This is a genomic window from Arthrobacter sp. YD4, assembly GCF_030410515.1.
GTDB lineage: Bacteria > Actinomycetota > Actinomycetes > Actinomycetales > Micrococcaceae > Arthrobacter.
In genome coordinates this window covers 487,149-511,573 of the sequence record NZ_JAUHHD010000002.1, presented here as the reverse complement: position 1 = coordinate 511,573, position 24,425 = coordinate 487,149, and the positions used below count along the sequence as shown (strand labels likewise).

At 69.8% G+C, this 24,425-nt stretch carries 27 protein-coding genes and 1 tRNA gene; 18 read left to right on the top strand and 10 right to left on the bottom strand.

Annotated features, from left to right (window positions below):
- Positions 1-103: 103 nt before the first annotated feature.
- The gene (gene radA / locus QWJ39_RS06860; protein ID WP_290256987.1) at positions 104-1,477 is read right to left on the bottom strand and encodes a DNA repair protein RadA; all 1,374 of its coding nucleotides are present in this window, start codon (positions 1,475-1,477) and stop codon (positions 104-106) included.
- Between the two features lie 30 nt (positions 1,478-1,507).
- Complete coding sequence (locus QWJ39_RS06855; RefSeq protein ID WP_290256986.1) at positions 1,508-2,635, bottom strand: FUSC family protein; 1,128 nt, start codon at positions 2,633-2,635, stop codon at positions 1,508-1,510.
- 271 nt (positions 2,636-2,906) lie between these two features.
- Between QWJ39_RS06855 and pstS the strand changes: the two genes are divergently transcribed.
- The 4 genes from pstS to pstB all read left to right on the top strand — a co-directional run bounded on the left by pstS (position 2,907) and on the right by pstB (position 7,089).
- A complete protein-coding gene (gene pstS / locus QWJ39_RS06850; RefSeq protein WP_290256985.1) occupies positions 2,907-4,025 on the top strand; it encodes a phosphate ABC transporter substrate-binding protein PstS in 1,119 nt (372 codons plus the stop codon).
- Between the two features lie 193 nt (positions 4,026-4,218).
- Positions 4,219-5,151: a phosphate ABC transporter permease subunit PstC gene (gene pstC / locus QWJ39_RS06845; RefSeq protein WP_290256984.1), complete on the top strand. Its 933-nt coding sequence runs from the start codon at positions 4,219-4,221 to the stop codon at positions 5,149-5,151.
- Complete coding sequence (gene pstA / locus QWJ39_RS06840; protein WP_290256983.1) at positions 5,152-6,261, top strand: phosphate ABC transporter permease PstA; 1,110 nt, start codon at positions 5,152-5,154, stop codon at positions 6,259-6,261.
- Positions 6,262-6,309: 48 nt separating this feature from the next.
- The gene (gene pstB / locus QWJ39_RS06835; protein ID WP_290256982.1) at positions 6,310-7,089 is read left to right on the top strand and encodes a phosphate ABC transporter ATP-binding protein PstB; all 780 of its coding nucleotides are present in this window, start codon (positions 6,310-6,312) and stop codon (positions 7,087-7,089) included.
- Between the two features lie 31 nt (positions 7,090-7,120).
- Here the strand turns inward: pstB and QWJ39_RS06830 are convergent, their stop codons facing one another.
- From QWJ39_RS06830 to QWJ39_RS06820, 3 genes are all read right to left on the bottom strand, one after another.
- Positions 7,121-8,137 (bottom strand): inorganic phosphate transporter, encoded by a 1,017-nt coding sequence (locus QWJ39_RS06830; RefSeq protein ID WP_290256981.1) that lies wholly within the window; start codon positions 8,135-8,137, stop codon positions 7,121-7,123.
- Position 8,138: 1 nt separating this feature from the next.
- Positions 8,139-8,756, bottom strand: a complete 618-nt coding sequence (locus QWJ39_RS06825) for a nuclease PIN (protein WP_356902961.1) — start codon at positions 8,754-8,756, stop codon at positions 8,139-8,141.
- A 324-nt stretch (positions 8,757-9,080) separates the two neighbouring features.
- On the bottom strand, positions 9,081-9,737 hold the full coding sequence (locus QWJ39_RS06820; RefSeq protein WP_290256979.1) for a hypothetical protein: 657 nt from the start codon (positions 9,735-9,737) through the stop codon (positions 9,081-9,083).
- Between the two features lie 247 nt (positions 9,738-9,984).
- Between QWJ39_RS06820 and QWJ39_RS06815 the strand changes: the two genes are divergently transcribed.
- From QWJ39_RS06815 to QWJ39_RS06795, 5 genes are all read left to right on the top strand, one after another.
- Positions 9,985-10,057, top strand: a tRNA-Lys gene (locus QWJ39_RS06815).
- Between the two features lie 128 nt (positions 10,058-10,185).
- Positions 10,186-10,689 (top strand): MarR family transcriptional regulator, encoded by a 504-nt coding sequence (locus QWJ39_RS06810; protein WP_290256978.1) that lies wholly within the window; start codon positions 10,186-10,188, stop codon positions 10,687-10,689.
- Positions 10,690-10,751: 62 nt separating this feature from the next.
- The gene (locus tag QWJ39_RS06805; protein ID WP_290256977.1) at positions 10,752-11,078 is read left to right on the top strand and encodes a hypothetical protein; all 327 of its coding nucleotides are present in this window, start codon (positions 10,752-10,754) and stop codon (positions 11,076-11,078) included.
- On the top strand, positions 11,075-11,983 hold the full coding sequence (locus QWJ39_RS06800; protein WP_290256976.1) for a serine/threonine-protein kinase: 909 nt from the start codon (positions 11,075-11,077) through the stop codon (positions 11,981-11,983). The genes QWJ39_RS06805 and QWJ39_RS06800 overlap by 4 nt, the downstream gene beginning before the upstream one ends.
- A 54-nt stretch (positions 11,984-12,037) precedes the next feature.
- A complete protein-coding gene (locus QWJ39_RS06795; RefSeq protein ID WP_290256975.1) occupies positions 12,038-12,850 on the top strand; it encodes a putative protein N(5)-glutamine methyltransferase in 813 nt (270 codons plus the stop codon).
- Between the two features lie 56 nt (positions 12,851-12,906).
- On the opposite strand, the gene QWJ39_RS06790 is transcribed toward QWJ39_RS06795, so the two are convergent.
- From QWJ39_RS06790 to QWJ39_RS06775, 4 genes are all read right to left on the bottom strand, one after another.
- On the bottom strand, positions 12,907-13,311 hold the full coding sequence (locus QWJ39_RS06790; RefSeq protein ID WP_290256974.1) for a YtxH domain-containing protein: 405 nt from the start codon (positions 13,309-13,311) through the stop codon (positions 12,907-12,909).
- 124 nt (positions 13,312-13,435) lie between these two features.
- Positions 13,436-13,699, bottom strand: a complete 264-nt coding sequence (locus QWJ39_RS06785; RefSeq protein ID WP_290256973.1) for a GlsB/YeaQ/YmgE family stress response membrane protein — start codon at positions 13,697-13,699, stop codon at positions 13,436-13,438.
- Between the two features lie 175 nt (positions 13,700-13,874).
- Positions 13,875-14,084: a dodecin gene (locus tag QWJ39_RS06780; RefSeq protein WP_290256972.1), complete on the bottom strand. Its 210-nt coding sequence runs from the start codon at positions 14,082-14,084 to the stop codon at positions 13,875-13,877.
- A gap of 90 nt (positions 14,085-14,174) precedes the next feature.
- Positions 14,175-14,951 carry an SGNH/GDSL hydrolase family protein gene (locus QWJ39_RS06775; RefSeq protein ID WP_290257298.1) on the bottom strand — a complete coding sequence of 259 codons (777 nt, stop codon included), beginning with the start codon at positions 14,949-14,951 and terminating at the stop codon, positions 14,175-14,177.
- A 219-nt stretch (positions 14,952-15,170) separates the two neighbouring features.
- On the opposite strand from QWJ39_RS06775, the gene QWJ39_RS06770 reads away from it, so the two are divergent.
- Positions 15,171-15,428, top strand: a complete 258-nt coding sequence (locus tag QWJ39_RS06770) for a metal-sensitive transcriptional regulator (RefSeq protein ID WP_290256971.1) — start codon at positions 15,171-15,173, stop codon at positions 15,426-15,428.
- 50 nt (positions 15,429-15,478) lie between these two features.
- Here the strand turns inward: QWJ39_RS06770 and QWJ39_RS06765 are convergent, their stop codons facing one another.
- Positions 15,479-16,189 (bottom strand): FadR/GntR family transcriptional regulator, encoded by a 711-nt coding sequence (locus tag QWJ39_RS06765; protein WP_290256970.1) that lies wholly within the window; start codon positions 16,187-16,189, stop codon positions 15,479-15,481.
- A 169-nt stretch (positions 16,190-16,358) separates the two neighbouring features.
- Here QWJ39_RS06765 and QWJ39_RS06760 point away from each other — a divergent pair, with 169 nt between their 5' ends.
- From QWJ39_RS06760 to QWJ39_RS06725, 8 genes are all read left to right on the top strand, one after another.
- Complete coding sequence (locus QWJ39_RS06760; RefSeq protein ID WP_290256969.1) at positions 16,359-17,846, top strand: four-carbon acid sugar kinase family protein; 1,488 nt, start codon at positions 16,359-16,361, stop codon at positions 17,844-17,846.
- Between the two features lie 29 nt (positions 17,847-17,875).
- Positions 17,876-18,769, top strand: coding sequence for an NAD(P)-dependent oxidoreductase (locus tag QWJ39_RS06755; protein ID WP_290256968.1), 894 nt, complete (start codon positions 17,876-17,878; stop codon positions 18,767-18,769).
- A gap of 87 nt (positions 18,770-18,856) precedes the next feature.
- Positions 18,857-20,323, top strand: coding sequence for a GntP family transporter (locus tag QWJ39_RS06750; protein ID WP_290256967.1), 1,467 nt, complete (start codon positions 18,857-18,859; stop codon positions 20,321-20,323).
- Positions 20,323-21,195 carry a class II fructose-bisphosphate aldolase gene (locus QWJ39_RS06745; RefSeq protein WP_290256966.1) on the top strand — a complete coding sequence of 291 codons (873 nt, stop codon included), beginning with the start codon at positions 20,323-20,325 and terminating at the stop codon, positions 21,193-21,195. Before QWJ39_RS06750 ends, QWJ39_RS06745 begins: the two co-directional genes overlap by 1 nt.
- A gap of 57 nt (positions 21,196-21,252) precedes the next feature.
- Positions 21,253-21,657, top strand: coding sequence for a DUF1304 domain-containing protein (locus tag QWJ39_RS06740; protein WP_290256965.1), 405 nt, complete (start codon positions 21,253-21,255; stop codon positions 21,655-21,657).
- A gap of 102 nt (positions 21,658-21,759) precedes the next feature.
- Complete coding sequence (locus QWJ39_RS06735; RefSeq protein ID WP_290256964.1) at positions 21,760-23,094, top strand: acyltransferase; 1,335 nt, start codon at positions 21,760-21,762, stop codon at positions 23,092-23,094.
- Positions 23,091-23,435 (top strand): GNAT family N-acetyltransferase, encoded by a 345-nt coding sequence (locus QWJ39_RS06730; RefSeq protein ID WP_290256963.1) that lies wholly within the window; start codon positions 23,091-23,093, stop codon positions 23,433-23,435. Before QWJ39_RS06735 ends, QWJ39_RS06730 begins: the two co-directional genes overlap by 4 nt.
- Before the next feature lie 83 nt (positions 23,436-23,518).
- Positions 23,519-24,403: a hypothetical protein gene (locus QWJ39_RS06725; protein WP_290256962.1), complete on the top strand. Its 885-nt coding sequence runs from the start codon at positions 23,519-23,521 to the stop codon at positions 24,401-24,403.
- The last annotated feature ends 22 nt before the right edge of the window (positions 24,404-24,425 follow it).

Sequence of the window (24,425 nt, the reverse complement as noted above, 5' to 3'; positions counted from 1 at the left end):
GTGCACCACTCAACATACCCCTAGGGGGTATGCATGGCAAGGGCCTCACGGCCGGGCACCCATCGTCAGGCAGTTGCCGGGCACAGCGCACGGCCGGAGGCGCCTAGGCGATCAGCAGGCTCAGCGCCTCCGTCAGGTGGCCCACCTCGCGGACCGAAAAACCCTCCGGGACCGGACCGTGCCCTGCCGGGCTCGCGGGGACCACGGCGTGGGTGAACCCCAGCCGGTGCGCCTCCTGGATCCGCTGGTTGATTCCGGGGACGGGCCGGACCTCGCCGGCCAGGCCCACCTCGCCGAAGGCGATCAGCCGTTGCGGCAGCGGCTTCCTGGCTTTGGCGCTCGCCACCGCCAGGGCGACGGCGAGGTCAGTGGCGGGCTCGCTGAGCTTCACCCCGCCCACCGTCGCCACGTAGGAGTCATCCTTGTGCAGCTGGCAGCCGGCACGTTGCTGCAGCACCGCCAGCAGCATAGCGACCCTTGAGCTGTCCAGGCCGCTGGTGGCGCGGCGGGGCTGGGCGTTGGCGCTCTCTGCCAGCAGCGACTGCACCTCCGCCAGCAGCGGCCGGCGGCCCTCAAGGGTGACCGTGATGCAGGTGCCGGACACCGGATCCTTGGTGCGGGAGACGAACAGCCCGCTCGGATCGGCCAGCCCGGTGATGCCGTCCTCGTTCAGATCGAAGCAGCCGACGTCGTCCGTGGGCCCATAGCGGTTCTTGACCGCCCGCAGCAGCCGGAGCCGGGAGTGCCGCTCACCCTCGAACTGACAGACCACGTCCACCAGGTGCTCCAGCAGCCGGGGCCCGGCGATGGAGCCGTCCTTGGTCACGTGGCCCACCAGCAGGGTGGTCATGTTGCGGCGCTTCGCCGCCGCGATCAGGGACGCGGCCACCTCGCGGACCTGGGAGACGCCGCCGGCGCTGCCGTCGACGTCGGCGCTGCTGAGCGTCTGCACCGAGTCCACCACCAGCAGCCTCGGCTCGAGTTTCTCTACCTGGCCCAGCGCCTGGCCCAGGTCGGTCTCCGCGGAGAGGTAGAGCGACTCGGCGACGGCGTCGATCCGGTCCGCGCGCAGCTTCACCTGGGCGGCGGACTCCTCGCCGGTGACGTAGAGAACGTCCTGGGCGGTCCGGGCGAACTTGGCCGCGACGTCCAGCAGCAGGGTGGACTTGCCGACGCCGGGTTCACCGGCGAGCAGGATCACGGCGCCGGGAACCAGGCCGCCGCCGAGCACCCGGTCCAGTTCGTCCACGCCGGTGGGCAGGAAGGCGGCGGTGGTGGCGTCCACGTCGGCGATCCGGCGGGCCGGTTCCAGCACGGTGGTGGCAGCGGTGGTCCGCGCCACCGCGGCGCCGGTTTCCTCTACGGTGCCCCACGCCTGGCACTCACCGCAGCGGCCCACCCACTTGGCAGTGGTCCAGCCGCATTCCGCGCATTTATAGCCCGGCGCCTTGGCGGCCCGGGAAGTCTTTGTAGCCATTGCTCCACCCTAACCTCGGGCACCGACAGGCTAGAGCGCGGGCAGGATGTCCCGGGCCTCGTCCGAGTTCACGCCGGAGGCCTCCAGCAGGTCCACCATCAGCGGACGGAACAGCATCACCACGGTCTCGCCCTCCAGCCGCTGCACGTCCAGCAGGCGCGGGTGCAGCCGGCCGGCGATCTCGCTGAGCTCCACCCGGGCGGTGCGCAAGTGGGCGCGGCGGACGCCGTCGTGCACCTCCGCCAGGCCCAGCCCCAGCTCGTCGATCGCCGCCGCCGTTTCCATCAGCACCTCGGCGATATTCTCGGTGGCGTCGTCGGAGAGCGCGGCGTGGTTGATGGCGCTGGTCAGGCGGCGGGCGAAGACGCGGCTGTTACGTAGAGCAAGGTCGATGTAGTCCAGCGACTGGGACAGCTGGTCCAGTTCGTCGCGGTAGCGCCGGTAGGCGGGCGCCAGGGTGGCCACCTCGCCGGAGGAGCGCAGGCTCTGCCGCATCGCGTCCACCAGCGGCTGGCAGTTCCGGCCGCGGATCAGCGCGTGCCAGGCCTGGGTGGCGTCGCTGCGGGTCAGCGCCTCCGAGCATTCCCGGAGCACCTCGGCGAGTTCGTGCAGCAGCTTCTTGACGTCGTTGCGCGGTTCGCGGCGCGGGTCCCGTGGGATCAGGAACGTCACGAGCAGCGCGCAGACCCCGCCTACGACGGCGTCGATGCTGCGGGTGAACGGACCGCCGGCCGGGGCCGGAAGCAGCACCACCAGCAGCGACTGCAGGCCCAGTTGCGTGGTGAAAATCGTTCCGCTGTCCAGGAACCGCGCCAGTAGAATCGAGAAGAGAAGCACGACGGCGGCCTGCCAGATTCCCGCGCCCAGCCAGTGCAGCAGCAGGTCACCCACCACAATGCCGATGGTGCAGCCCAGGCCCACCTCCACGACGCGGCGCAGCCGTGGGTCACGGGAGAAGCCCAGGGCGATCAGGGAGGAGGTGGCGGCAAACAGCGGCCCCGTGTGGCCCAGGACGTACTCGGCGAAGGCGTAAGCCCCGACGGCGCACGCCGTCATCTGGACCGCCGGCAGCAACGAGTTCCGGCTCCGGACGAAGCCGGTACGAATTCGCCCACGCAGGAACCGTGCGCTTGCGGAAATCCCTGTAGCGGCGGCCATGGGGTCCAGTCTATTTGCTGGCCCCGATGCCCGCTCCGCGCGGCGCGGCTCTTACGACCGGTCTGCCCGCAACGCAACCATCAACGGTCGAAATCGGTGCAGATGTCAGCCGATGGCCGGGATTCGTTAACCCGCCGTTAACTTTGGACCCCAATTCTCTTCACTTGGGGCACTTAGCGTCGGTAAAGGTACAAAACGTACCCACCGTCTTTTCTGTACGGACGTCTCCGGTCCGGCACGCATCTGTTTATCCCTGGAAGGGGTACATCTAGTGAAGGCATCACGCTTCGGCCGCAACGCGGCCATCGCTGTTATCGCAGCCGGCGCCCTGGCGCTCACCGCTTGCGGCTCCGACAACGCGACCAACTCCACCGCGGGCACCCCGGCCGCCTCCGGCCCCAAGGTCACCGGCACGCTGACCGGCATCGGTTCCTCCGCGCAGGGTGCGGCCATGGACGTGTGGAAGACCAACTTCGCCTCCGCCAACCAGGGCGCCCAGGTGCAGTACTCCCCGGACGGCTCCGGCGCGGGCCGCAAGGCCATCCTCGACGGCTCGGCCCAGTTCGCCGGCTCCGACGCGTACCTCAAGGATGACGAGTACGCCTCCTCCAAGGCCAAGTGCGGCCCCGACGGCGCCCTGAACATCCCGGTCTACATCTCCCCGATTGCCGTGGCCTTCAACCTGCCCGACGTCAAGGACCTGAAGCTGGACGCCGCCACCGTCGCCAAGATCTTCCGCGGCCAGATCGCCAAGTGGAACGACCCGGCCATCGCCGCCCTGAACCCGGACGCCAAGCTTCCGGACCTCAAGGTGACCCCGGTCAACCGCTCCGATGACTCCGGCACCACGCAGAACTTCACGGACTACCTGTCCGCCGCTGCGTCCGACGTCTGGACCGACAAGTCCTCCGGTGTCTGGCCGGCCTCGCTCAAGGGCGAGAACGCCAAGGGCACCTCCGGTGTCGTCAAGACCGTCACCGACACCCCCGGTGCCGTGACCTACGCCGACGACTCCGCCGTCAGCGGCAAGCTGGGCGTTGCCCAGATCAAGGTGGGCAACGGCTTCACCACGATCTCCGCCGACGCTGCCGCGAAGGCCGTCGACGCCGGCAAGCCGGTCGAGGGCCGCGCCGCCAACGACCTCTCCATCAAGCTGGACCGCAAGACCACCATCGAGGGTGCCTACCCGATCGTCCTGGTCTCGTTCCACGTCGTCTGCAGCACCTACGACAGCAAGGAAACCGCGGACCTGGTCAAGGCCTTCGAGAACTACGTCGTCTCCGACGCCGGCCAGAAGGCTGCCGCCGAGTCCGCGAAGTCCGCACCGCTGTCCAAGGCCCTGCAGGACAAGGCCGCGAAGTCGATCGAATCGATCAAGGCAAAGTCCTAGGGAATCCCTTTCCCCGCAAGGCATAGTGGAAACACCAGCCTGAGCCAGGTTCCCTGTCCCGGCCGGGCGGTCATTGACCGCCTGACCGGGGCAGGGAACCTAGCCGTTTGTCCGCCGTACCCCAGATTGACCGCCGCGCAGCGGGCGTGACCCGTCCGCCGCGCGGCGCAGATCGAAGCTGAAGGATCGTGAAGTGACCACCACCTCCCTGACCACGTCCCGGGGCGCAGGCCGCGCCGGTGACAAAGTCTTCTCCGCAGCCACCCTGGCCGCCGGGTGCCTGATCCTTGCCGTCCTCTTCGGCGTGGCGCTCTTCCTGGTGATCCAGGCCGTCCCGGCGCTCGTCGCCCCGCCGGACAAGATCCAGGGCGGAGCGGGCTTCTTCGCCTACATCTGGCCGATCGTGATCGGTACCCTGATCGCCGCCGTGATCGCCCTCGTCATCGCCACCCCCGTGGCGATCGGCGTCGCGCTCTTCATCTCGCACTTCGCCCCCCGCCGGCTCGCCTCGGGCCTGGGCTACGTGATCGACCTGCTCGCCGCCATCCCCTCGGTGGTCTACGGCGCCTGGGGCGCGGCCTTCCTGGCCCGCGAAATCTCCCCGGCCTACGGCTGGCTCGCCTCCAACCTCGGCTGGCTGCCGATCTTCCAGGGCCCGGCGTCGGCCACCGGCAAGACCATCCTGACCGCGGGAATCGTCCTGGCCGTCATGGTGCTGCCCATCATCACCTCGCTCTCGCGCGAAATCTTCCTGCAGACCCCCAAGCTGCACGAGGAGGCCGCGCTGGCCCTGGGCGCCACCCGCTGGGAGATGATCCGGATGGCGGTACTGCCGTTCGGCCGCCCCGGCATCATCAGCGCCATCATGCTGGGCCTGGGCCGCGCGCTCGGCGAGACCATGGCCGTGGCCCTGGTGCTCTCCTCCGGCGCCCTGACCGCCAGCCTGATCCAGTCCGGCAACCAGACCATCGCCGCCGAAATCGCCCTGAACTTCCCGGAGGCCAGCGGCCTGAAGGTCAGCACCCTGATCGCGGCCGGCCTGGTCCTGTTCATCATCACCCTCGGCGTGAACATGCTCGCCCGGTGGATCATCACCCGGCACAAAGAATTCTCGGGAGCCAACTAAATGACTGCCACCCTGACCCCCGTCAAGAAGCGCTCGGCCCTGACCAAGGGCCAGCTGCCCAAGGCCGCGCCGTACATCGTCCTGGCCCTCGCCCTGATCCTCGGCGCCGCCATCCTGGCCCTGATCGGCTTCAACGCCTTCGGCTGGGGCATCGTCTCCGCCATGCTCTTCACCGTGGGCCTGGTCGGCTGGAGCGCCGCCGTCGAAGGCTCCCGCCGGGCCAAGGACAAGCTCGCCACCTGCCTGGTGGTGGGCGCGTTCCTGATCTCCCTGCTGCCCCTGGTCTCCGTGATCTGGACCGTACTGGTCAAGGGCCTTCCCGGCCTGCTGGATCCCGGGTTCCTCGGCACCTCCATGAACGGGGTGACCGGCGCGTTCGACAACAAGAGCGTCGAGAACGGCGCCCCCGTGGTCGGCGGCATCTACCACGCCCTCATCGGCACCGTGCAGATCACCCTGCTGGCCACGGTCATCTCCGTCCCGGTGGGCCTGCTGACCTCGATCTACCTGGTCGAATACGGCGATGACCGCCCGCTGGCGCGGGCCATCACCTTCTTCGTCGACGTGATGACCGGCATCCCCTCGATTGTGGCCGGCCTCTTTGCCGCGGCGTTCTTCTTCGCCGTCGCCGGTCCGGGCACCAAGACCGGAGCCGTCGCCGCCGTCGCCCTCTCCGTGCTGATGATCCCGGTGGTGGTCCGCTCCAGCGAGGAAATGCTGAAGATCGTCCCGAACGAACTCCGCGAGGCGGCCTACGCCCTGGGCGTGCGGAAGTGGCGCACCATCCTCAAGGTGGTCATTCCGACGGCGATCTCCGGCATCGCCTCCGGCGTCACCCTCGCGATCGCCCGCGTGATCGGCGAGACCGCCCCCATCCTGGTCACAGCCGGCTTCGCCACCTCGATCAACAACAACGTCTTCGGCGGCTGGATGGCCTCGCTCCCGACGTTCATTTACACCCAGATCCTGAACCCGACCTCGCCGTCGAACCCGGGACCGTCGGACCAGCGCGCCTGGGGCGCGGCCCTGGTCCTGATCATCCTGGTGATGCTGCTCAACCTCGCCGCCCGCCTGGTGGCCCGCATCTTCGCCCCGAAAGCCGGCCGCTAGGCCCGCGCCGGCTCCCGGACCCTCAATCTCTCCCAGTGAAGGAACAGCATGTCTAAGCGCATCGACGTCAAAGACCTCAACGTCTACTACAGCAAATTCCTGGCCGTCGAGGACGTCAACATCAACATCGACGCCAAGTCCGTCACGGCCTTCATCGGCCCGTCCGGCTGCGGCAAGTCCACCTTCCTGCGCACCCTGAACCGGATGCACGAGGTGATCCCGGGCGCCCGCGTGGAGGGCGAGGTGCTGCTCGACGGCGACAACCTCTACGGCCCCGGCGTGGACCCGGTGACGGTCCGCTCGCAGATCGGCATGGTCTTCCAGCGGCCCAACCCGTTCCCCACCATGTCCATCCGCGACAACGTGCTGGCCGGCGTGAAGCTGAACAACAAGAAAATCTCCAAGGGCGACGCCGACGCGCTGGTGGAGCGCTCGCTGCGCGGCGCGAACCTCTGGAACGAGGTCAAGGACCGCCTGGCCAAGCCCGGCTCCGGCCTCTCCGGCGGCCAGCAGCAGCGCCTCTGCATCGCCCGCGCGATCGCCGTGGAGCCGCAGGTCATCCTGATGGACGAGCCCTGCTCCGCGCTGGACCCGATCTCCACCCTCGCCATCGAGGACCTCATCAACGAACTCAAGGATGAGTACACCGTGGTGATCGTGACCCACAACATGCAGCAGGCGGCCCGCGTCTCGGACAAGACGGCGTTCTTCAACATCGCCGGCACCGGCAAGCCTGGCAAGCTGATCGAGTACGGGGACACCCACACCATCTTCAGCAACCCCACCGTCAAGGCCACCGAGGACTACGTCTCCGGCCGCTTCGGATAAAGCCAGGGGGCTGGCTGGCCTTTGCCGGGTGCTACAGGTTTGAGAGCGGCGAGAGCGCCAGCTCCAGCACGAAGGCCACGGCGGCGGTCACCAGCGGCGTGAGCGTCCAGAACGCCAGGATCCGCAGCACCAGCCGCCGGTTCGTGGCGGCGTAGCCCTGGTTCGCCCCGGCGCCGAGCACCGCCGCGGTGACGGTGTGCGTGGTGGATACCGGCCAGTGCAGCCCGATCGCGCCCACCAGCAGGATCAGGCTGCTGTAGAGCTGCGCCACGGACCCGCGCAGCGGATCGATCCGGACCAGGCGGTGGCCCAGGGTGTAGGAAATCCGCCACCCGCCCGCCAGCGTCCCGGCGGTCAGCATGGCGGCCGTCAACAGGGCCACCCACACCGGCATGGAGCCGCCGTCGGCCAGGCCCGCCGCGATCATCGCCAGGATCAGCACGGCGCTGGTGCGCTGGCCGTCCTGGAGCCCGTGCCCGAACGCGACGGCGCCCGCGGCCACGGCCTGTGCACGCCGGGCCCTGCTGTTGACGACGCCCGGGGGCGTGTAGCGCGCGGCCCACGTGGCCGGCCAGACCAGCAGGTAGGACCCGGCGAAGGCGATGGCGGGGGAGATCAGCAGCGGCAGCACCACCTGTACCATCAGCGACTGGTCCACTCCCAGCACCGAATGTCCGCCCACCGCCACGCTGGCGAGGCCGGCGCCGGCAAGGCCGCCGACCAGCGCATGCGTGGACGACGACGGGATGCCCCGCCACCAGTTGTAGACGCCCCACAGCACCGCACTGAGCAATCCGGCCATCAGGATGGTCAGGCCGTTGCCGCCGGCCGGCAGCACCACCCAGGTGCGGCTGACCTCCAGGGCCAGGGCCGCGCTGAGGGCCGCCCCGACGAAGTTGAACAGCCCGGCCAGCAGGACCGCGATGGTGGGGGTCAGCGCCCGGGTGCGGACGGCCAGCGCCACCGAGGAGGAGGCGTCCCGGAAACCGTTCAGGAAGGCGAAGGCCGCGGCGAACAGCACCACCGCGGCGAAGAAGACCAGGGACACGTCAGGATTCCTTGACGATGATGCTGCCTACCTGGGTGGCGATCCGGCGCATGTCCTTGGTGACATCCACCAGCTGGTCGGCGATGTCCCGGTTGCGGGCGTACTGGGCGTGCTTCATGTCCTTGAGCATGTCCGCCACCCAGACCCGGTGGGTGCGTTCGGCGCGTTTGGTCAGCCGCAGCACCTCGATCCAGTAGTCCTCCAGCTCGTCCAGGTTGTTCAGCTGGCGCATCGCCTCGACGGTCAGTTCCGCCTGCCGGCTGATGATTTCCAACTGGTCCGCGGCGCGGCGGGGCAGCCGGTCCAGCTTGTAGAGGAAGACCAGGTCCGCGGCGGCGTCCAGCTTCTCCATCGCCTCGTTCAGATAGCGGGAGAGGGCGTACATGTCGTCGCGGGGGACCGGGTTGAGGAAGCTGCTGCGCATGTGGGTCAGCAGCGCGAAGTGCAGCTCGGCCGCCTTCGCCTCGTGGTTGTGCATGTCCTCGACCAGGCGGGAGTGTTCGGCCGCGGGCGCGCCGAGGATCTCCGAGAGCGTGCCGGTGGCCAGCAGGATCTGTCGGGCCATCTGGGACAGGAGGTTCAGTCCCGCAGGTTCCTGGGGAAAAAGTCGCAGCTTCACGTGGGGTTACCGGTCTCCGAATGAGGCGTACACGGGCGTGGTCCGCCGGCCTTGATTCGAATTGATCGGCCCGCGCATGAAGATCACTTTACCGTCCGGTGGACGGCGGCCCTGCGGGGGCGGAACAGAGGGGGAAGAGTAGATGGTGCCGAGCCGGATACGCCTCTCGGCGGTAGGCCGCTCTAGGCGGCTAATTGTTGAAGCCCGGGGGTTTCGCAGCTCGGCACCGGTTTTAGTTTTCTACGCCCGACGGACCAAGTCAAGATTGACAGCGGGGCCCCGGCGGGCGTATCCGGACCCCGCCATGGCCGGTCCGGTGGGTCTCTAGTCGAGCTCGCCGAGGCGCCACGCGTTGGCCGCGTGCTCCAGGTCCTCCGCGGTTTTGACCAGCAGATGCGAGTTCCGCGTGAGCTTGGTGGCGTGCCCGGCGTTGCTGTGCTCGGCGCCGTCGGCGAGGGTGGCCTGCCCCAGGGCAACTACCCGGCAAAACGCCGCGGACCGTTCCAGCGCGACGTCGAACTCGCCGTCGAAGGCCCCGGAGAGGATGGCATCCGCCATGGTGCGCATCTCCTCGGCGCCCGGCGGCTCGGCGGCCCCGGCGACGGCGTGGGACACCTGCGCGGTGTCCTTGCCGGCCCGGAAGTACACCGAGATCCGCTCCGGATCCTGCACCGTCGCGGCGCGCAGGGCATACAAGCGCCACAGGGCGCCGGGCAGGGACCGGGCCGGGCTCTCGGCCCACATCTCGGCGATCGCCTCCAGGCCCTGTTCGTCGGCGAGCTTCACCAGGCGTTTGGTGACCTTGGGGTCGTCACTGTCGCGGCCGCGGCGGACCAGCGCCTGGGCGGCCAGGTGGGCCGCTTCTGACACGCGGGCCGGATCGGCGCCGCCGGCGAACGGCTCGAAGTCGATCGGCGCGAAGGGCTTCGGCTTGTGGTGACGGACGGGGCCGGGATTGCCGGTACCTGCTTGCTCGCTCATGCCACCACGCTACTCCTGTGCCATCGGGGAATCGAGCGTCCGGCGGGGCCCGGCAGCCCGCACCGGGAAGGTGCCCGGAACCGGTCCGGGGCGCCCGCGCCGCCGCGGGATCGGCCCGTTACGGCGCGTCGGCGGTGAAAAGCGCGGCGTGGTCTGCGGTACAGTGTTAACGTCCAGAAATGGATGGCGCTGCCACTGCGCCCGGAGCCGGTTTCTGCCGCGTTTCCCGTGCAGCGGCCGCTTGAGGGGGCCTTTAGCTCAGTTGGTAGAGCATCGGACTTTTAATCCGTGGGTCGTGGGTTCGATCCCCACAGGGCCCACTCTTTTAGCGAAGAGTGGAAATTCCCCCGGCATCCTGGCGACAGGACGCCGGGGGTTTTTTGCGTCCCGCACCCGACAGGCCACGTTAGGAAGCCTGTCTAGTTATCAGCTCGGCTAGGATTGATCTATGGACTCCCATGTAACGGCAGACTCAGGCTACTGGTACGGCTTGGAGGGGCAGGTTGATGCCCCCACCGCCGTGCTGCAGGCGCTCCGCGGCTACCGCTCCGCCGAGGTCGCCACCCGGCGTTCCACCAGGGACTCCATGGGCATGGGCGAGACCGACCTGCTGGCGCTGCGCTACCTGCTCCGCGCCCAGTCCTCCGGAGAGCGGGTGGGGCCCAAGGACCTCAGCCGCATGTTGGGAATCACGACGGCGTCCACCACCTCCCTGATCGACCGGCTGGTGCTCAGCGGGCATGTCCGCCGCGAGCCGCACCCCACCGACCGGCGCTCCCTGGTGATCGTCCCGACGACGGAGACCGATACCGAGGTCCGGGAAACCCTGGGGCAGATGCACCGCCGGATGCTCGAGGTTGCCGAGGGCCTCACGCCCGACGAGAGCCGCGTGATCGTGTCCTTCCTGCGCAAGATGACCGAGGCCCTGGACGAGCACACCGCCAGCCACTGACCGGAGAAGCGTTCGGGCCGCAAAACTAGCTAGTTCAGCTAGCGATATGTATGCTTATCAATGTGTTGGATAACCTATCGCGCAAAAATGATGAGTCGCGGCTGCTGACCATCGACCACGGCTTCGGGCCTGAGGCGGGCTCCCTGGATGTGGAGCTGGAAAACCAGGCCCAGACCGCGGATCGGACCTCCGCTGCCATCCGCGCCCTGGCCCCCAGCCACTGCGGCACCCCGATGCAGTGGGAGGCCCCGGCGCTCGCCACCATGGCCGACTACTCCTATGAGCCCGACGGCGGGCCGGCCTCGCTGCCGCCGGTCTGGCGCTGCTCCTGCGGCTTCCAAGTCGACGGCATCCTCCACCCCTCCAACGCACTGGCCTCCCTTTCGTGAGCGCCGTTCCGGTCACCGAGACCCTCCTCCCGGCAGCCGGGCTGCCCGGCCTCGACGCCAGCCTGCTGGCCCTCCCCAACGAACCCCAGGGCCGCTTTCTGGTTCACGAGCGGCTGGGCCGAGGCGCAACGTCCACGGTCTACCGCGGCAGCGACCTCGCCACCGGCCGGCCGGTCGCCATCAAGGTCGCCGGGGGGCCGGCCGAAAAGGACGCCTCCCGGATCCTCGACGAGGCACGGGTCCTCGCCTCCCTGGACCACCCCGCCGTCGTCCGCTTCGTTGCGGCCGGCACCGTCCCCGAGGGCGACCGGTGGGCCGGCCGGCCTTACCTGGTGGAGGAATATGCCAGCGGCGGAAGCCTGAGCGACCGCATCCACCAGGGCGCCACCGAGCCCGCCGCCGTCGCGTCGTGGGCCGCCGATGCCCTCGCCGGCCTCGACCACGTCCACGGCAGGGGCCTGGTCCACCGGGACATCAAACCCGCCAACATCCTCGTTAGCCAGCTGCGGCGCAGCTCGGTACGGCTGGCCGACTTCGGCATCGCCGTGACGGCCGGCACCACCCCCGAGGCCGGCATGTCCTCCGGTACGGTGCACTACATGAGCCCGGAGCAGGCCAAGGAACAGCCGCTCCACCCCGCCACCGACATCTACGCCCTGGGCCTGGTGCTCCTCGAGTGCCTCACGGGGGAGAAGGCCTATCCGGGGACCCCGGTGGAGTCGCTCGTGGCCCGCACCCTCCGCAGCCCGGCGATCCCCGCCACGCTGGGCAACGGCTGGACCGGCCTGCTGAAGTCGATGACGGCCATGAACCCCGCGGACCGGCCCAGCGCCGCCGCCGCCCGCAAGAAAGTCCTTCGGCTGGTACCGGCATGCCCGCAGCCGTCCCTCCGGGTGGTGGGCTGACCCCGACCGCACCGCTAACATGAAGTTCCCTACCCGCGGCGGACGGAACGGCCCATGCAGCACACCGGTACCCGGCGGCAGGACATCATTCGGCGGCTCCGCAGCGCCGGCTGTGTCTTCGCCGAAGAAGAAGCTGATCTGCTGCTCGGCGCCGCCGCGGACACGGATCAACTCGAAAGCCTCGTGGACCGCCGCGTCGCCGGCCTCCCGCTGGAACACCTGCTGGGCTGGGCGGACTTCTGCGGGCTGAGAATCGCCGTGGATCCCGGGGTCTTCGTCCCCCGCCGCCGCACGGAATACCTCGTCCGGCGCGGAGTGACGCTGCTGCGGGAGCTCGACGCCGGTCCCGGGCGCCCGCCCTTGGTGGTTGACCTGTGTTGCGGTTCGGGAGCGGTGGGGGCGGCGCTGTTGGCGGTCGCCGGCCCGATGGAGCTGCACGCTGCGGACCTTGACCCCGCCGCCGTCGCCTGTGCGCGGCGTAACCTCAGTGCACCCGGCGCCGCTGTCCACACCGGCGACCTGTTCGAAGCCCTGCCCGAGGAGCTGCGGGGTCGCGTGGACCTGCTGGCGGTGAACGCGCCGTACGTGCCCACCGATGCCATTGCCGGAATGCCCCCGGAGGCCAGGCTTCATGAACCCCGGATCTCGCTCGACGGGGGAGTGGACGGCCTCGCGTTGCACCGACGTATTGCGGCCGGCGCCACGGACTGGCTCGTCCCGGGCGGCCGGCTCCTGATCGAAACCAGCCGGGGCCAGGCCCGCGCCACCCGCGCCATCCTCACGGACAACGGCTTCGCCGCCCGGATCCGCACCTCCGCCGCGCTCGACGCCACGGTGGTGGAAAGCCGACTGCCGCCCGGAGCGTAACTCCGGGCGGCAGTCGAGGCCTGTCCGAAACCGCAGCGAAAACCGCTAGCTGCGGCCTAGTTCGGCGTGACGTGCTTCGGCGCCTCGTCGGTGCCGAGGTTCGGGGTGCCCACGTGGGTGCTGTGAGCCGGGATTGCGCCCGTGGGTTCTGCCGTGGCGGTGTCCTCACGAGAGGCGGCGTCGGCTGCGTTCGTGGCGCCGTCGTCCGCTGAGCCGTCGTGGTGGACCTTGGCGGTGATGACCGTGCCGGCGCGACGGGCCGCCTCGGCCAGCTGGCCCGATACTTCCGGGGCCTTGTCCTTGACCGCCTCGGTGGCCGCGGAGACTCCGTCCTGCACCGGCTTGCTCTGCCAGAGTTCCGACGCGCGGGTCTTCAGCTTCTCGTACGCGGCGCGGCCCGAGCGGGACCCCAGGATGTAGCCGGCGGCAAGGCCCGTACCGAAAACAAGCTTGTTCTTCATACTGCGCTCCTAATCCGTGCTGATGGGTGGATACTCGCGGTGGTTCTACAACCCCCGGCGGATATCCGGGAACAAAAAACCGGCCCCGGGAGTAAATCCCGGAGCCGGTTCCTAGTGCTCCGACTTAGCGGTGCGAACGGCGGGTGATCATGCCGTAGATGAGCAGAACGATGATCGAACCGACGATCGCCAGCAGCCAAGTGGTCAGCGAGAAGAAGTCCTGCAGACCGGTGCCGAAGATTGCGCTGCCGATGAAGCCGCCCAGGAGGGCGCCAACAACGCCGAGGACCATCGTGATGACCCAGCCGCCGCCCTGACGGCCCGGCAGGATGGCCTTGGCGATTGCGCCGGCGATGAGACCCAGAATCAGAAATCCGAGAATACCCATTTGCTGTCCTTCGCTTTCTGTTGAGGAGACACCCGGGTTGCCGGGTGCGCTTCGTCCTTCTGGGTAAATACTAATCATGCTTACTATCAAATTGCCACCCGGGCGGAGGAAATCGCCGCAAGGGAGATGCAATCGTTAGCAGGCGTCCAGCAGAAAGCACGGCAGGGACGGCGGGTCAGCGCTCCAGCCGGAAGCCAAGTTTGATGGTGACCTGCCAGTCGGCCACCTCGTTGTTTTCCAGGTGTCCGCGGATCTCCTTGACCTCAAACCAGTCAAGGTTGCGCAGGGTCTTGGCGGCCTCGGCGATGCCGTTACGGACGGCCGCATCGACGCCCTCCGTCGAGGTGCCGACTATTTCGGAAATGCTGTAGGTGTGGTTGGACATCTTCGCTCCTCGGGATCGTCGTCGGTCCGTTGACCCGGCCGCGGCGGCCGGGGGCCGTTCCTGCAGGCTAGCGGACCGGACCGCCCCGGACTAGGGGCTGCCGGCGGGGGAAGCGGTCACCCGCAGTACCGGGCCGGGGTCCGGGCGCTTCGGGGCGGCCGGGCTCTCGGGCGGGTGCGGCCGGAGCCGCTGGGCCATCCACGGAAACAGATAGTGCGTCGCCCAGGACAGGTCCTCGGTGCGGGTCTGGCGCCAGCCGGGCGCGGGCAGCGGCTTGGGCCGCAGCGGCACCAAGGTGTGCGGAACCTGCAGGGTGTCCAGCACCATGCCCGCAATGGTGTGGTGGCCCAGCGGCGAAAAATGCAGCCGGTCCGGGTCCCACATCCGCGGATCGCTGAGTTCCCGCATGGTCCACAGGTCCGCGATCACGCCATGGTGGCGTGCCGCGATGGTCCGAATGTTCTCGTTGAACACCGCCACCTTCCCGCGGATGCGGCCAAAAACGGGCGTGTGGCCCCAGTCGGGGCCGGTGAAGATCACCACGGTCGCCCCCGTGGCGGACAGGGCGGCGACGGCGGCGTCCAGGTCGACGGCGAGGCGGTCCGGATCGCGGCGGTGGAAGACTAGGTCGTTGCCGCCCGCGGAGAGCGTCACCAGGTCCGGTTGCAGCGCGATGGCCCGCTCCAACTGCAGGTCGACGATCTCCTGCAGCACCAGGCCGCTGACGGCGAGGTTGGCGTAGGAAAAGTCGGCACGGAGGGCGGCGAGCTCCTCCGCAATCCGGTCCGCCCAGCCGCGGATGCCGCCGGGACTGCCCGGTTCAGGATCCCCCAGGCCGGCGGTGAACGAGTCACCCAGGGATACCAGCCGCTTCCAGTGGCCGCCGCCCGGCGCGGCGTTGCCGAAGTGGAGTGCCGGATCGAGGAATGCTGCCGAGTTCACAAGCTCAGAAATACGCCCGGACCGACGCCGGGGCAAGGTACTTTCGGCCCCCACAGGGGGATTCCCGATACCTGCCGGGGGTATGCATGATACGGCAGGGGGTATATGATAGACGGTAATCCACCACTTTTCCGGGAGGCTCCCATGGAACTCGATCCCACGGACATGAAGTCCGTCATTAACCGGCTTCGCCGCGCCCAGGGCCAGCTTGCCGCCGTGACCCGCATGCTCGAGGAGGGCCGCGACTGCAAGAGCGTCGTGACCCAGCTCGCGGCCGTCTCCAGCGCCCTCGACAAGGCGGGCTTCTCCATCATCGCCACCGGCCTGCAGCAGTGCATGCAGCAGGAGGACCCCAGCCTGGACCGCGCCGAACTGGAGAAGCTCTTCCTCTCCCTGGCCTAAACAGGCTTGGGGCGCCGATAGCCCGGCCATTGGGCGGCCATCGGGCGGCGTCAGCCCGCCGGGGCCGCCAGCACGTAGGTCCGCAGGTCATCCAGCGTCTGCTGCATGTGGGCGTCCATAGCGTCGCGCGCAAGCCGTGGGTCGCGGGTGGCCAGCGCCGCCGCAATTTTTCCGTGGTGCTCGATCGCATGGGCCTGGATCTCACGCACCTCGGAGGTCTGGGTCCGGCGCCTCTCAAGGACCCGGTGCAACGGCGCGAACAGCACCGCGGCGAAAACATTCTCCGAGGCGCGCAGGATCAGGTCGTGGAAGGCGAGGTCCGCGGCGACGAAGGCTGCGACGTCGTGGTGTTCGTGGGCGGCGCGCATTGACTCCACCTGGCCGCGGAGGGTGTCCAGGTCGGCGTCGCTGATCCGCGAGGCCGCCAGTTCGCAGGCCCCCGATTCCAGCATCCGCCGCAGTTCGATGAGCTGGACCGCCGTGGCGGCGTCGTTGGTGCCCTCCGAGGCCGCGCGCAGCACGGCCTCCAGTGATGCCCAGCGGCTCAGCGGGTTGACGAACGTGCCCCGCCCGCGCTCGACGCTCAGGATGTGCTGGGCCTCCAGGGTCTTGATCGCCTCACGGACGGTCATCCGGCTCACGTCGTGCCGCGCGCTCAGCTCGAGTTCGCCCGGGACCGGGGAGCCGGGCGGGAATTCGCCGGCGATGATGCGGTCCAGCAGCTCGTCGGCCACGACGCCTACCAGCGATTTCCTAGCCAAATCTCCCCGTCCAACGTCATCCACACGCGTGCCCCACAAGTCTACTTGCGCGTCTCTGTGCCTTATGCCACACTAACACTCACTTGTTAGATGTCAGACATCTTACAAATGCGGTTGGAGACCAGCCGCGCAGATTCCACCGCAACAGAGTTTCCACAATGGAGTGCACGTGCCCTTAGCAGCAGAGCCCTTAGAGGCAGATGTCCTGGCCGCTTTCCCGGCGGAGGTCCCGGTACCGGCAGCCCTGGTGGCCGACGGCGTGGCCGCAGCCGCCGCGGCGGGCCCCCGCACCCTCGTGGTGCTGGACGATGACCCCACCGGCACCCAGTCCGTCGCCGACCTCCCCGTCTTGACCCGGTGGGAGGTGGAGGACTTCGTCTGGGCCTTCTCCCACCGCATCAACGGCCGTCCCGCGGACGCCGTCTACGTCCTGACCAACACCCGCAGCCTGGACCCGGCCGAGGCCGCCGCCCGCAACGAGGAAATCGTCCGCAACGCGCTCGCCGCCGCGCAGGCCGAGTCACTGAGCGTGGGCTTCGTCAGCCGCAGCGATTCCACCCTCCGCGGCCATTACCCGCTGGAGCCGGACGTCATCGCCGCCACCGTCAGCGCCGTCGACGGCGGGACCACCGACGGCGTCGTGATCGTCCCGGCCTTCCCGGACGCCGGCCGCGTCACCATCGGCGGGGTGCACTACATGCGCGCCGGCGCCACCGGCCGCCTCACCCCGGTGGCGGACACCGAGTTCGCCCGCGACGCCAGCTTCGGCTTCGCCAACTCCGAGCTCGCCCGCTACGTCGAGGAAAAGTCCGGCGGCCGCTTCAGCGCCGGCTCCGTGATCGTCCTGGACCTGGACACCATCCGGGCCGGGGACCCGCAGGCCTCGGCCCGTGCCATCGCGGACGCCATCGACACCGCCACCAACTCCACCCCGATCGTGGCCGACATCGTCTCCGAGAACGACCTCCGGCTTCTCTCCCTGGGCCTGCAGGAGGCCGAACGCCGCGGCAAGAAGCTGCTCTACCGTGTCGGCCCGCCGTTCGTCCGCGCCCGGATCGGGCAGGAAATCCGCACCGAACTCACCGGCGCCGAGGCCTACGCCGGCAACCAGCCCTCCGAGGCCGGCGGCCTGATCGTGGTCGGTTCACACGTGGGCGTCACCACCCGCCAGCTCAACGCCCTGACCGCCCAGCACGGGTCGGCCCGGATCGTGGAGATCGACGTCGAACAGCTCCTGGACGACCGCGCCGAGGAGCACCTGGACGCCACGGTCGCCCGCGTCGTCGACGCCCTGCACGGCGCGGACGTCATCCTGCACACCAGCCGCCTCCTGATCAAGGCCGACGACGCCAGGGAGAGCCTGCGGATCGCCCGCACCGTCTCGGCCGCCGTCGTCGCGGTCGTCAACCGGACGCTGAAGACCTTCCCGCCCCGCTTCGTGATCGCAAAGGGCGGGATCACCTCCTCGGACGTGGCCGCCCACGGCCTCGAGATCCGCCGCGCGATCGTCCGCGGCCCCATGCTCCCGGGCATTGTCTCCCTCTGGGAGCCGGTCGACGGACCCGCCAAGGGCATCCCGTACGTCGTCTTCGCTGGCAACGTCGGCGACGACGAATCCCTCGCCCAGGTCACGCGCAAACTCAGCGCCACCTTCTAACCAGCCGCACCCTTTCAACGGAGAAAACCATGAACTACCAAGTCACCGTCCTCGGCCTCGGCGCCATGGGCCTGCCGATGGCAGCCCGGCTGGCCACGGAACTGACCGTCCACGGCTTCGACATCGCCGAGCCCCGCCTGCGGCTCGCCGAAGAGGCCGGCGTCCGCACCTTCGGCTCCGCCCGTGAGGCCGCCGAGGGCGCCGACGCGCTGTTGCTGGCCGTGCGCAACGGCGAGCAGCTGGACGAGGTCCTCTTCGGCGCAACCGGCGTCGCCGGGGTCCTCAAGCCCGGTGCCGTCGTCATCCTCGGCAGCACCGTGGGCACCGACGCCGTGCCCGCCACCGTGTCCCGGCTGGCCGAGTACGGCGTCAGCCTGGTGGACGCCCCGCTCTCCGGCGGCCCGAAGCGCGCCGACGAGGGCGACCTGCTGATCGTCGTCGGCGCCGAACCCGCCGCACTGGAAGCCGCCCGCCCGGTGCTGGAACTGCTCGCCTCCACCCTGACCGTGGTGGGCGACAAGCCCGGCGACGGTCAGGCGCTCAAGACCGTGAACCAGCTGCTGTGTGGCGTTCACATCGCCGCCGCGGCCGAGGCGATGGCTCTGGCCGACGCCCTGGGCCTGGACCAGGCGAAGACCCTCGCCGCCCTCGAGGCCGGCGCCGCCGGGTCCTTCATGCTCTCCAACCGCGGCCCCCGCATCCTCGAGGCCTATACCGAGGGCGGCGCGGAGGTGCTCAGCCGCCTGGACATCTTCGTCAAGGACATGGGCATCGTCGGCAAGGCCACCCGCGCCGCCGGGCTCGCCGCGCCGGTCGCCGCCGCCGCCGAACAGCTCTACCTCCTCGGTCAGGCCCAGGGCCTCGCCGCCGAGGACGACTCGGCCGTCATCAAGGTCGTCGCCCCCGCAAAGCGCACCGCCTAAGCCTTCCGACCCCCCGACCCCGGCCGCGGCGGCCCCCAACGCCGCAGCCGGACCCCTCCCTCCCGCCTGTCAAAGGAGACACCCCCGATGAACCCCCTGCTCAATTCCCTGATGGTGGGCGCGGCTGACGCGCCCGTCATCAAACCGGCCGTGGAGCTGGGCACTCCGCTGCTGCTGACCATCGCCGCCGCCGGCGTCGCCCTGCTGCTGGTGCTGATCATCCGCTTCAAGATCCAGGCCTTCGTGGCCCTCCTGACGGTCAGCATCCTGGTGGCCGTCGCCGCCCAGATCCCGCTCAAGGACGTCTTCACGGTCGTCTCCAACGGCGTCGGCAGCACCATGGGCAAGGTCGCGCTGCTGATCGCCCTCGGCGCCATCCTCGGCCGCATGATCGAGGTCTCCGGCGGCGTGCAGTCCCTCGCGGACCACTTCACCGCGAAACTCGGTGCCAGGCGCGTGGCCGTGGCCCTCACCGCCGTCGGCTTCCTCGTCGCCATCCCCGTGTTCTTCGAGGTCGGCATCATCGTCCTCGTGCCGATCGTCTACGCCTTCGCCAAGATCGCCAAGGTCCACCCGGTGAAGTTCGGCCTGCCGATGGCCGGCATCATGCTGGCCATCCACGTCGCCGTCCCGCCGCACCCGGGCATCGTGGCCGGCGCGGGCGTCTTCGGCGCCGACATCGGCCTGATCGCCCTGATCTCCCTGGTCATCTGCGTCCCGCTGGGCTTCCTGTCCTACTGGGTGGCCTCGATCATGAACCGCAAGGACTACGAACTGCTGCCCGCGGTCAAGACCCAGGTGGACGAGTTCGGCACCAAGTCCCTGGTGAAGGTGGGCCACGACGGTCCCGGCGCCGCCGCCGTCGCCCCGCCGCGGCCGGGCCTGATCATCTTCCTGATCGCCACCCCCATCGTCCTGATCCTGCTCGGCACGGTCGGCACCCTCACCATCGCCAAGAGCAGCGCCTGGTACGGCGTCGCATCCTTCGTCGGCAACCCGTTCTTCGCCCTGCTGGTGGCCGTGGCGCTCTGCTTCTTCCTGCTCGCCGTCCGCCGCCGCTGGTCGCTGACCGAGACCGGTGAAATCTTCGAGGGCGCGCTGCCCCCTATCGCCTCGATCCTCATGGTGGTGGCCGCCGGCGGTGTGTTCGGCAGCGTCCTGCAGGTCTCCGGCATCGGCCAGGCCCTCTCCCAGACCCTCGACACGCTCGGCGTGCCGCTGCTGCTGCTGGGCTTCATCATCTCCCTGGCCCTCCGCGCCGCGCAGGGCTCGGCCACCGTGGCGATCGTGACCACCTCCGGCCTGCTGTCCTCCGCTGTCGCCTCCGGCGGCTACACCCCGGCACAGATCGCGGTGCTGGTCATCGCGATCGGCTTCGGTTCGCTCGGCCTGTCCCACGTCACCGACGCCGGCTTCTGGGTGGTGGTCCGCTACTACGGCCTCACCGTCGCCGACGGCCTGCGCACCTGGACCGTGCTGACCACCGTGCTGGGCGTGGCCGGCTTCGCGCTGACCTTCGTGGCCTGGCTCCTGGTCTCGGGCCTCAGCGCCTGATGCGTACCCGTCTGGACACCCTGGTCGCCGGCGCCCTGCAGCAGGGCTCGGCCGTCCCGGCCTTCACCTGCTACGACTTCACGACGGCGCTGGCCGTGGTGGGCGCGGCGGAGGAGGCCGGGCGGGGCATCATCCTGCTGGTGGCACCGAAGACCGCGGGCACCCCGAACGGCCCGCGGCTGATCACGGCCCTCCGTGGCCTCGCCGACGACGCCGGCGTCCCCGTCGCGGTCCAGCTGGACCACGCCGCGGACCCGCAGCTGATCCTGGATTCCGTCGACGCCGGGGCCGATTCGGTGCTGGTGGACGGCTCCGCGCTGCCCTACGAGGAGAACATCGCCCTGGTCCGGGACGTCCGGGCCCGTCTCGAAGCGCAGGGCCGGGACGACATCGTCATCGAGGCCGAGCTTGGCGGCCTCGCCGGCGACGAGGACCGCGCCTTCGGCCCCGACGCCGGCGGGAACGCCGCCGGTCACGAGGCGGGCCTGACCGACCCCGGCCAGGTGGAGGACTTCGTGGCCCGCACCGGCGCCCGGTTGCTGGCCGTGGCCGTGGGCAACGTCCACGGCAAGTACCGCGGCGAACCCCGGCTGCGCTGGGACGTCCTGCAGGAGGTGGCCGTGCGGGTCAGGGTGCCGCTGGTGCTTCACGGCGCCTCCGGGATTCCGGCCTCCGAGCTGGCCAAGGCCGCTGCGATGAACGTGGGCAAGGTCAACTTCAACACCGAGCTGCGCACCGGCGTGCTGCAGGCCCTCACCGAGCAGCTGCCCGCGCACCGGGCCGACGGCGAGAACCTGCAGGGCCTGCTGGGCCACTGGACCGGCTCCGCGCGGAGTTTCGCGGCCGCGTCCCTGGCGGCCCTGGCCCGGTAGCACGGGTACTCGGCCACGCAGGAAGTCTGCAAAGCGGCGGGAGGCTAGGATCAACCCATGATCCTAGCCTCCCTCGTCTTTGCCCTGCTGGCAGCCCTGCTCCACGTCTACATCTTCATCCTGGAGTCCTTCCAGTGGACCCGGCCCGCGACGTGGCAGCGGTTCGGCCTGGCCTCGCAGGCGGACGCGGAAACCACCCGGCCGATGGCCTACAACCAGGGCTTCTACAACCTGTTCCTGGCCATCGGCGCGTTCGTAGGCGCGGGCTGCGTGGCCTTCGGCGGGCCCGCAACGTCCGCCGCCGTGGTCGGCTGGACCCTGATCCTCAGCTGCTGCGGCTCGATGCTGCTGGCGGCCCTGGTGCTGGCCCTCAGCGGCAGGAAGTACCTCCGCCCCGCCGCCACCCAGGGCACCCTGCCGCTGCTCGCCGTCGTGCTGGGCCTCGCCGCCATCCTCACCTAGCCCACCCTGGCCGCGCTCGCCGGCCCTTCCTGCCCTTACCCCGGCCCGCGGCGCTGGGCCACAATGGTGCTGTGGACAGCGTGAGGGCGGCGTAGCCCCGCCATGACCGGGGGCTCGGGGCAGCGGGGGACCGGAACCCGGAGCACGGACGGCCGTGATCCGGCGATCGACCTCGCCCGGCTGTTCTGCCTGGCCCTGGTGGTGGTTGGCCACACGCTGATGGTCAGCCCGGTGCTGCACCCGGACGGCACGGTCACCTCGGAGAACACCCTCGGCAACCAACGCTGGTTTGAGCCCGTGGTGTGGGTGCTGCAGGTGATGCCGCTGTTCTTCGTGGCCGGGGGCGTGACCGGGCTCTACTCGTGGCGGCGGCTGCGCTCCATCGGCGGAACGGCCTCCGAATTCGTCCAGGCCCGGCTGCTGCGGCTGATCCGCCCGGCCGCGGTGCTCCTGGCGATGATGTTCACCGGCCTGTGGGCGGCCCGGCTGGCGGGGGTGGACCCGCAGGTGGTCCAGCTGCTGGCCAGCGGCGCGGGCATGCCGCTGTGGTTCCTGGCGGCGTACCTGGCCGCGCAGTTGAACCTTCCGTGGCTGGCCGCCCTGCATGCGAGGGCCCCGTGGCTGACGCTGGCCGCGCTGGTGGCGCTGGTGGTGGCTGTCGACTGCCTCCGCGGCGCGGTGCCCGGCCTGGCGTACGCCAACATGGTGTTCCTCTGGTGTGCCGTGCAGCAGCTCGGGTTCCTGCTGGCCGACGGGACGCTGCGGCTGGGCCCGGCGGCCCTGCTGGGCCTGGTGGCCGGCAGCAACGCCGTCCTGGGCGCCGCGGTGGTGCTGCGCCTCTACTCGGGGAACATGCTGGTGAACCTCAACCCGCCCAACCTCACCCTCTTCCTGCTGGCCGTCTCACAGGCCGCGGCCCTGCAGCTGCTGCGGCCCTGGCTGGTCCGGCTGGCGGCCCTCCGGCCGGTCGGGGCCGTCCTCGCCGCCGTCGGCCGCCGGTCCATGACCATCTACCTCTGGCACCTGCCGCTGATCGCTGCCCTCTCCGGGCTGCTCCTGCTGACCCGCCTGGCCCTGCCCGCCGGCGGCAGCGCCGCCTGGTGGTGGACCCGTCCGCTGCTGCTGCTCGCCGTCGCCCTCCTGCTGCTGCCCGTCCTGGCCCTCTTCGGAAGGCTGGAGGAGCGGCCGATGGCGCCCGGGCCGCCCCGGTCCCGGCCGGCCACCGCCGTGGCCACCGCCGCCGTCGTGGTCTTCCTGCCGGTGGTCCAGGCCGCCGTCAACGGACTGACCGTGGGGCTGCTGGGCGGCGGTGCCGCCTGCTTCGCGCTCGCCGGCCTGCTGCTGGGCCGCATACCGGTGCGCGCCCCGGCGCCCGGTCCGCACGGTGCGGGGGACCCATTGCCACCCCCGGAGATACATGCCAAGGTCGAACCATGACCGAGAGCGCGGCAAGAACCGAAGACACCTTTGGCCCGGACGTCACCACCACCCGCAACGACGCGCTGCACCGGTACGAGCTGCACGTCGGCGGCGAGCTCGCCGTGCAGGCCCGGTACATCGACCGCCCGGGTCACGTGGACTTCACCCACACGGAAACCGAGGAACGGTTCGCCGGCCGGGGACTGGCCAAGGTGCTGGCGCACTTCGCCCTGGACGACGTCGTCGCCTCCGGCAAACGGATCATCCCGCACTGCCCGTTCATCTACCGCTACCTGCGCAAGCACGAGGGATACAACCAGTGCGTCGACTGGCCGGAGCAGCCGCCCGCCGGTGCCTGACAGCTTGTGAGCCCGGCAACAAGCTCGTATGGTTAGCTCTGAGTTATGCAGTTGGCTCACGGACGTTTCTTTTGGAGTATCCCGTGAACCACAAACTGCGTGTGCTTGTCCGTGTTGATGCCGATACCGGCCACGTGACCCTGGAAGCCTCAGGGTGCCTCACCCAGGACAGCTACCCCGCCCTGCTGCACATCATGCGGCGTTCCAGCCGCCTTGCCGCCGGTGCGGACGTGACCCTGGACCTGTACGGCGCCTCCCACCTCGATCCCGAGATCCTGCTGTCCCTGAGGGAATCCTCGTCCTCCCGGGCTGAGGGTTTCGCGCTGGAACTGCTGGAGCCGGCGGAACTGCCGGTCTGCCTGGCCCACGTGGGGCCGGCCGCCGGGGAGCTTGCCGACGACGACGACGAAGCCGGCGCCCTCAGCGACGACCGGCTGGGCGCGCCGTCCACCACCGCCGACGTGGACGAGGACCCGGTGGAGACCGGGGAGCGCATCCAGGGCCTGGAGCTGGCCCAGTACTTCGAGGGGACCCTGGACCCGGCGGTGACCGTGCGGGCACTCTCCGACGACGCCCTCGGCCAGCTGGCCGACGCCCTGTACAGGCACCTCGACACCACCCACCCCTCCTTCGGCGCGCACACCTGGTATGACCTCGCCGCCGAGGAACTGCAGCACCGCCACCGCCGTGAGGACGGGCTGCCCGGGGCCGGCTCCGCCGAGCTGACCTCCGGGCTGGCCACCGACGCCTCCGCAGAGCTGACCCCGGAGGACATCTCCGCCATGGACCAGGCCGCCGAGATGCTCGCCGGGGAAGACCTCGACGAGGCCGATCCCTCGGCCACCGAACGCGCCGCGGCCGAACTGGCCGTCCGAACCCAGGACCGTAACCCGCTCCGGGCTGCCGTCGACGGGGATAACGACGACACCCCCGACGGCGAACGCGCCGCCGGCCCAATTTCCGCCTGAGCCGTTTCTATCCGAGTCTGAT

Excerpts from the sequence above, each read along its gene's own strand:
- radA (WP_290256987.1), bottom strand. The coding sequence starts at position 1,477 with ATGGCTACAAAGACTTCCCGGGCCGCCAAGGCGCCGGGCTATAAATGC.
- QWJ39_RS06855 (WP_290256986.1), bottom strand. The coding sequence starts at position 2,635 with ATGGCCGCCGCTACAGGGATTTCCGCAAGCGCACGGTTCCTGCGTGGG.
- pstA (WP_290256983.1), top strand. The coding sequence starts at position 5,152 with ATGACTGCCACCCTGACCCCCGTCAAGAAGCGCTCGGCCCTGACCAAG.
- pstB (WP_290256982.1), top strand. The coding sequence starts at position 6,310 with ATGTCTAAGCGCATCGACGTCAAAGACCTCAACGTCTACTACAGCAAA.
- QWJ39_RS06820 (WP_290256979.1), bottom strand. The coding sequence starts at position 9,737 with ATGAGCGAGCAAGCAGGTACCGGCAATCCCGGCCCCGTCCGTCACCAC.
- QWJ39_RS06810 (WP_290256978.1), top strand. The coding sequence starts at position 10,186 with ATGGACTCCCATGTAACGGCAGACTCAGGCTACTGGTACGGCTTGGAG.
- QWJ39_RS06795 (WP_290256975.1), top strand. The coding sequence starts at position 12,038 with ATGCAGCACACCGGTACCCGGCGGCAGGACATCATTCGGCGGCTCCGC.
- QWJ39_RS06790 (WP_290256974.1), bottom strand. The coding sequence starts at position 13,311 with ATGAAGAACAAGCTTGTTTTCGGTACGGGCCTTGCCGCCGGCTACATC.
- QWJ39_RS06785 (WP_290256973.1), bottom strand. The coding sequence starts at position 13,699 with ATGGGTATTCTCGGATTTCTGATTCTGGGTCTCATCGCCGGCGCAATC.
- QWJ39_RS06780 (WP_290256972.1), bottom strand. The coding sequence starts at position 14,084 with ATGTCCAACCACACCTACAGCATTTCCGAAATAGTCGGCACCTCGACG.
- QWJ39_RS06770 (WP_290256971.1), top strand. The coding sequence starts at position 15,171 with ATGGAACTCGATCCCACGGACATGAAGTCCGTCATTAACCGGCTTCGC.
- QWJ39_RS06755 (WP_290256968.1), top strand. The coding sequence starts at position 17,876 with ATGAACTACCAAGTCACCGTCCTCGGCCTCGGCGCCATGGGCCTGCCG.
- QWJ39_RS06750 (WP_290256967.1), top strand. The coding sequence starts at position 18,857 with ATGAACCCCCTGCTCAATTCCCTGATGGTGGGCGCGGCTGACGCGCCC.
- QWJ39_RS06745 (WP_290256966.1), top strand. The coding sequence starts at position 20,323 with ATGCGTACCCGTCTGGACACCCTGGTCGCCGGCGCCCTGCAGCAGGGC.
- QWJ39_RS06740 (WP_290256965.1), top strand. The coding sequence starts at position 21,253 with ATGATCCTAGCCTCCCTCGTCTTTGCCCTGCTGGCAGCCCTGCTCCAC.
- QWJ39_RS06735 (WP_290256964.1), top strand. The coding sequence starts at position 21,760 with ATGACCGGGGGCTCGGGGCAGCGGGGGACCGGAACCCGGAGCACGGAC.
- QWJ39_RS06730 (WP_290256963.1), top strand. The coding sequence starts at position 23,091 with ATGACCGAGAGCGCGGCAAGAACCGAAGACACCTTTGGCCCGGACGTC.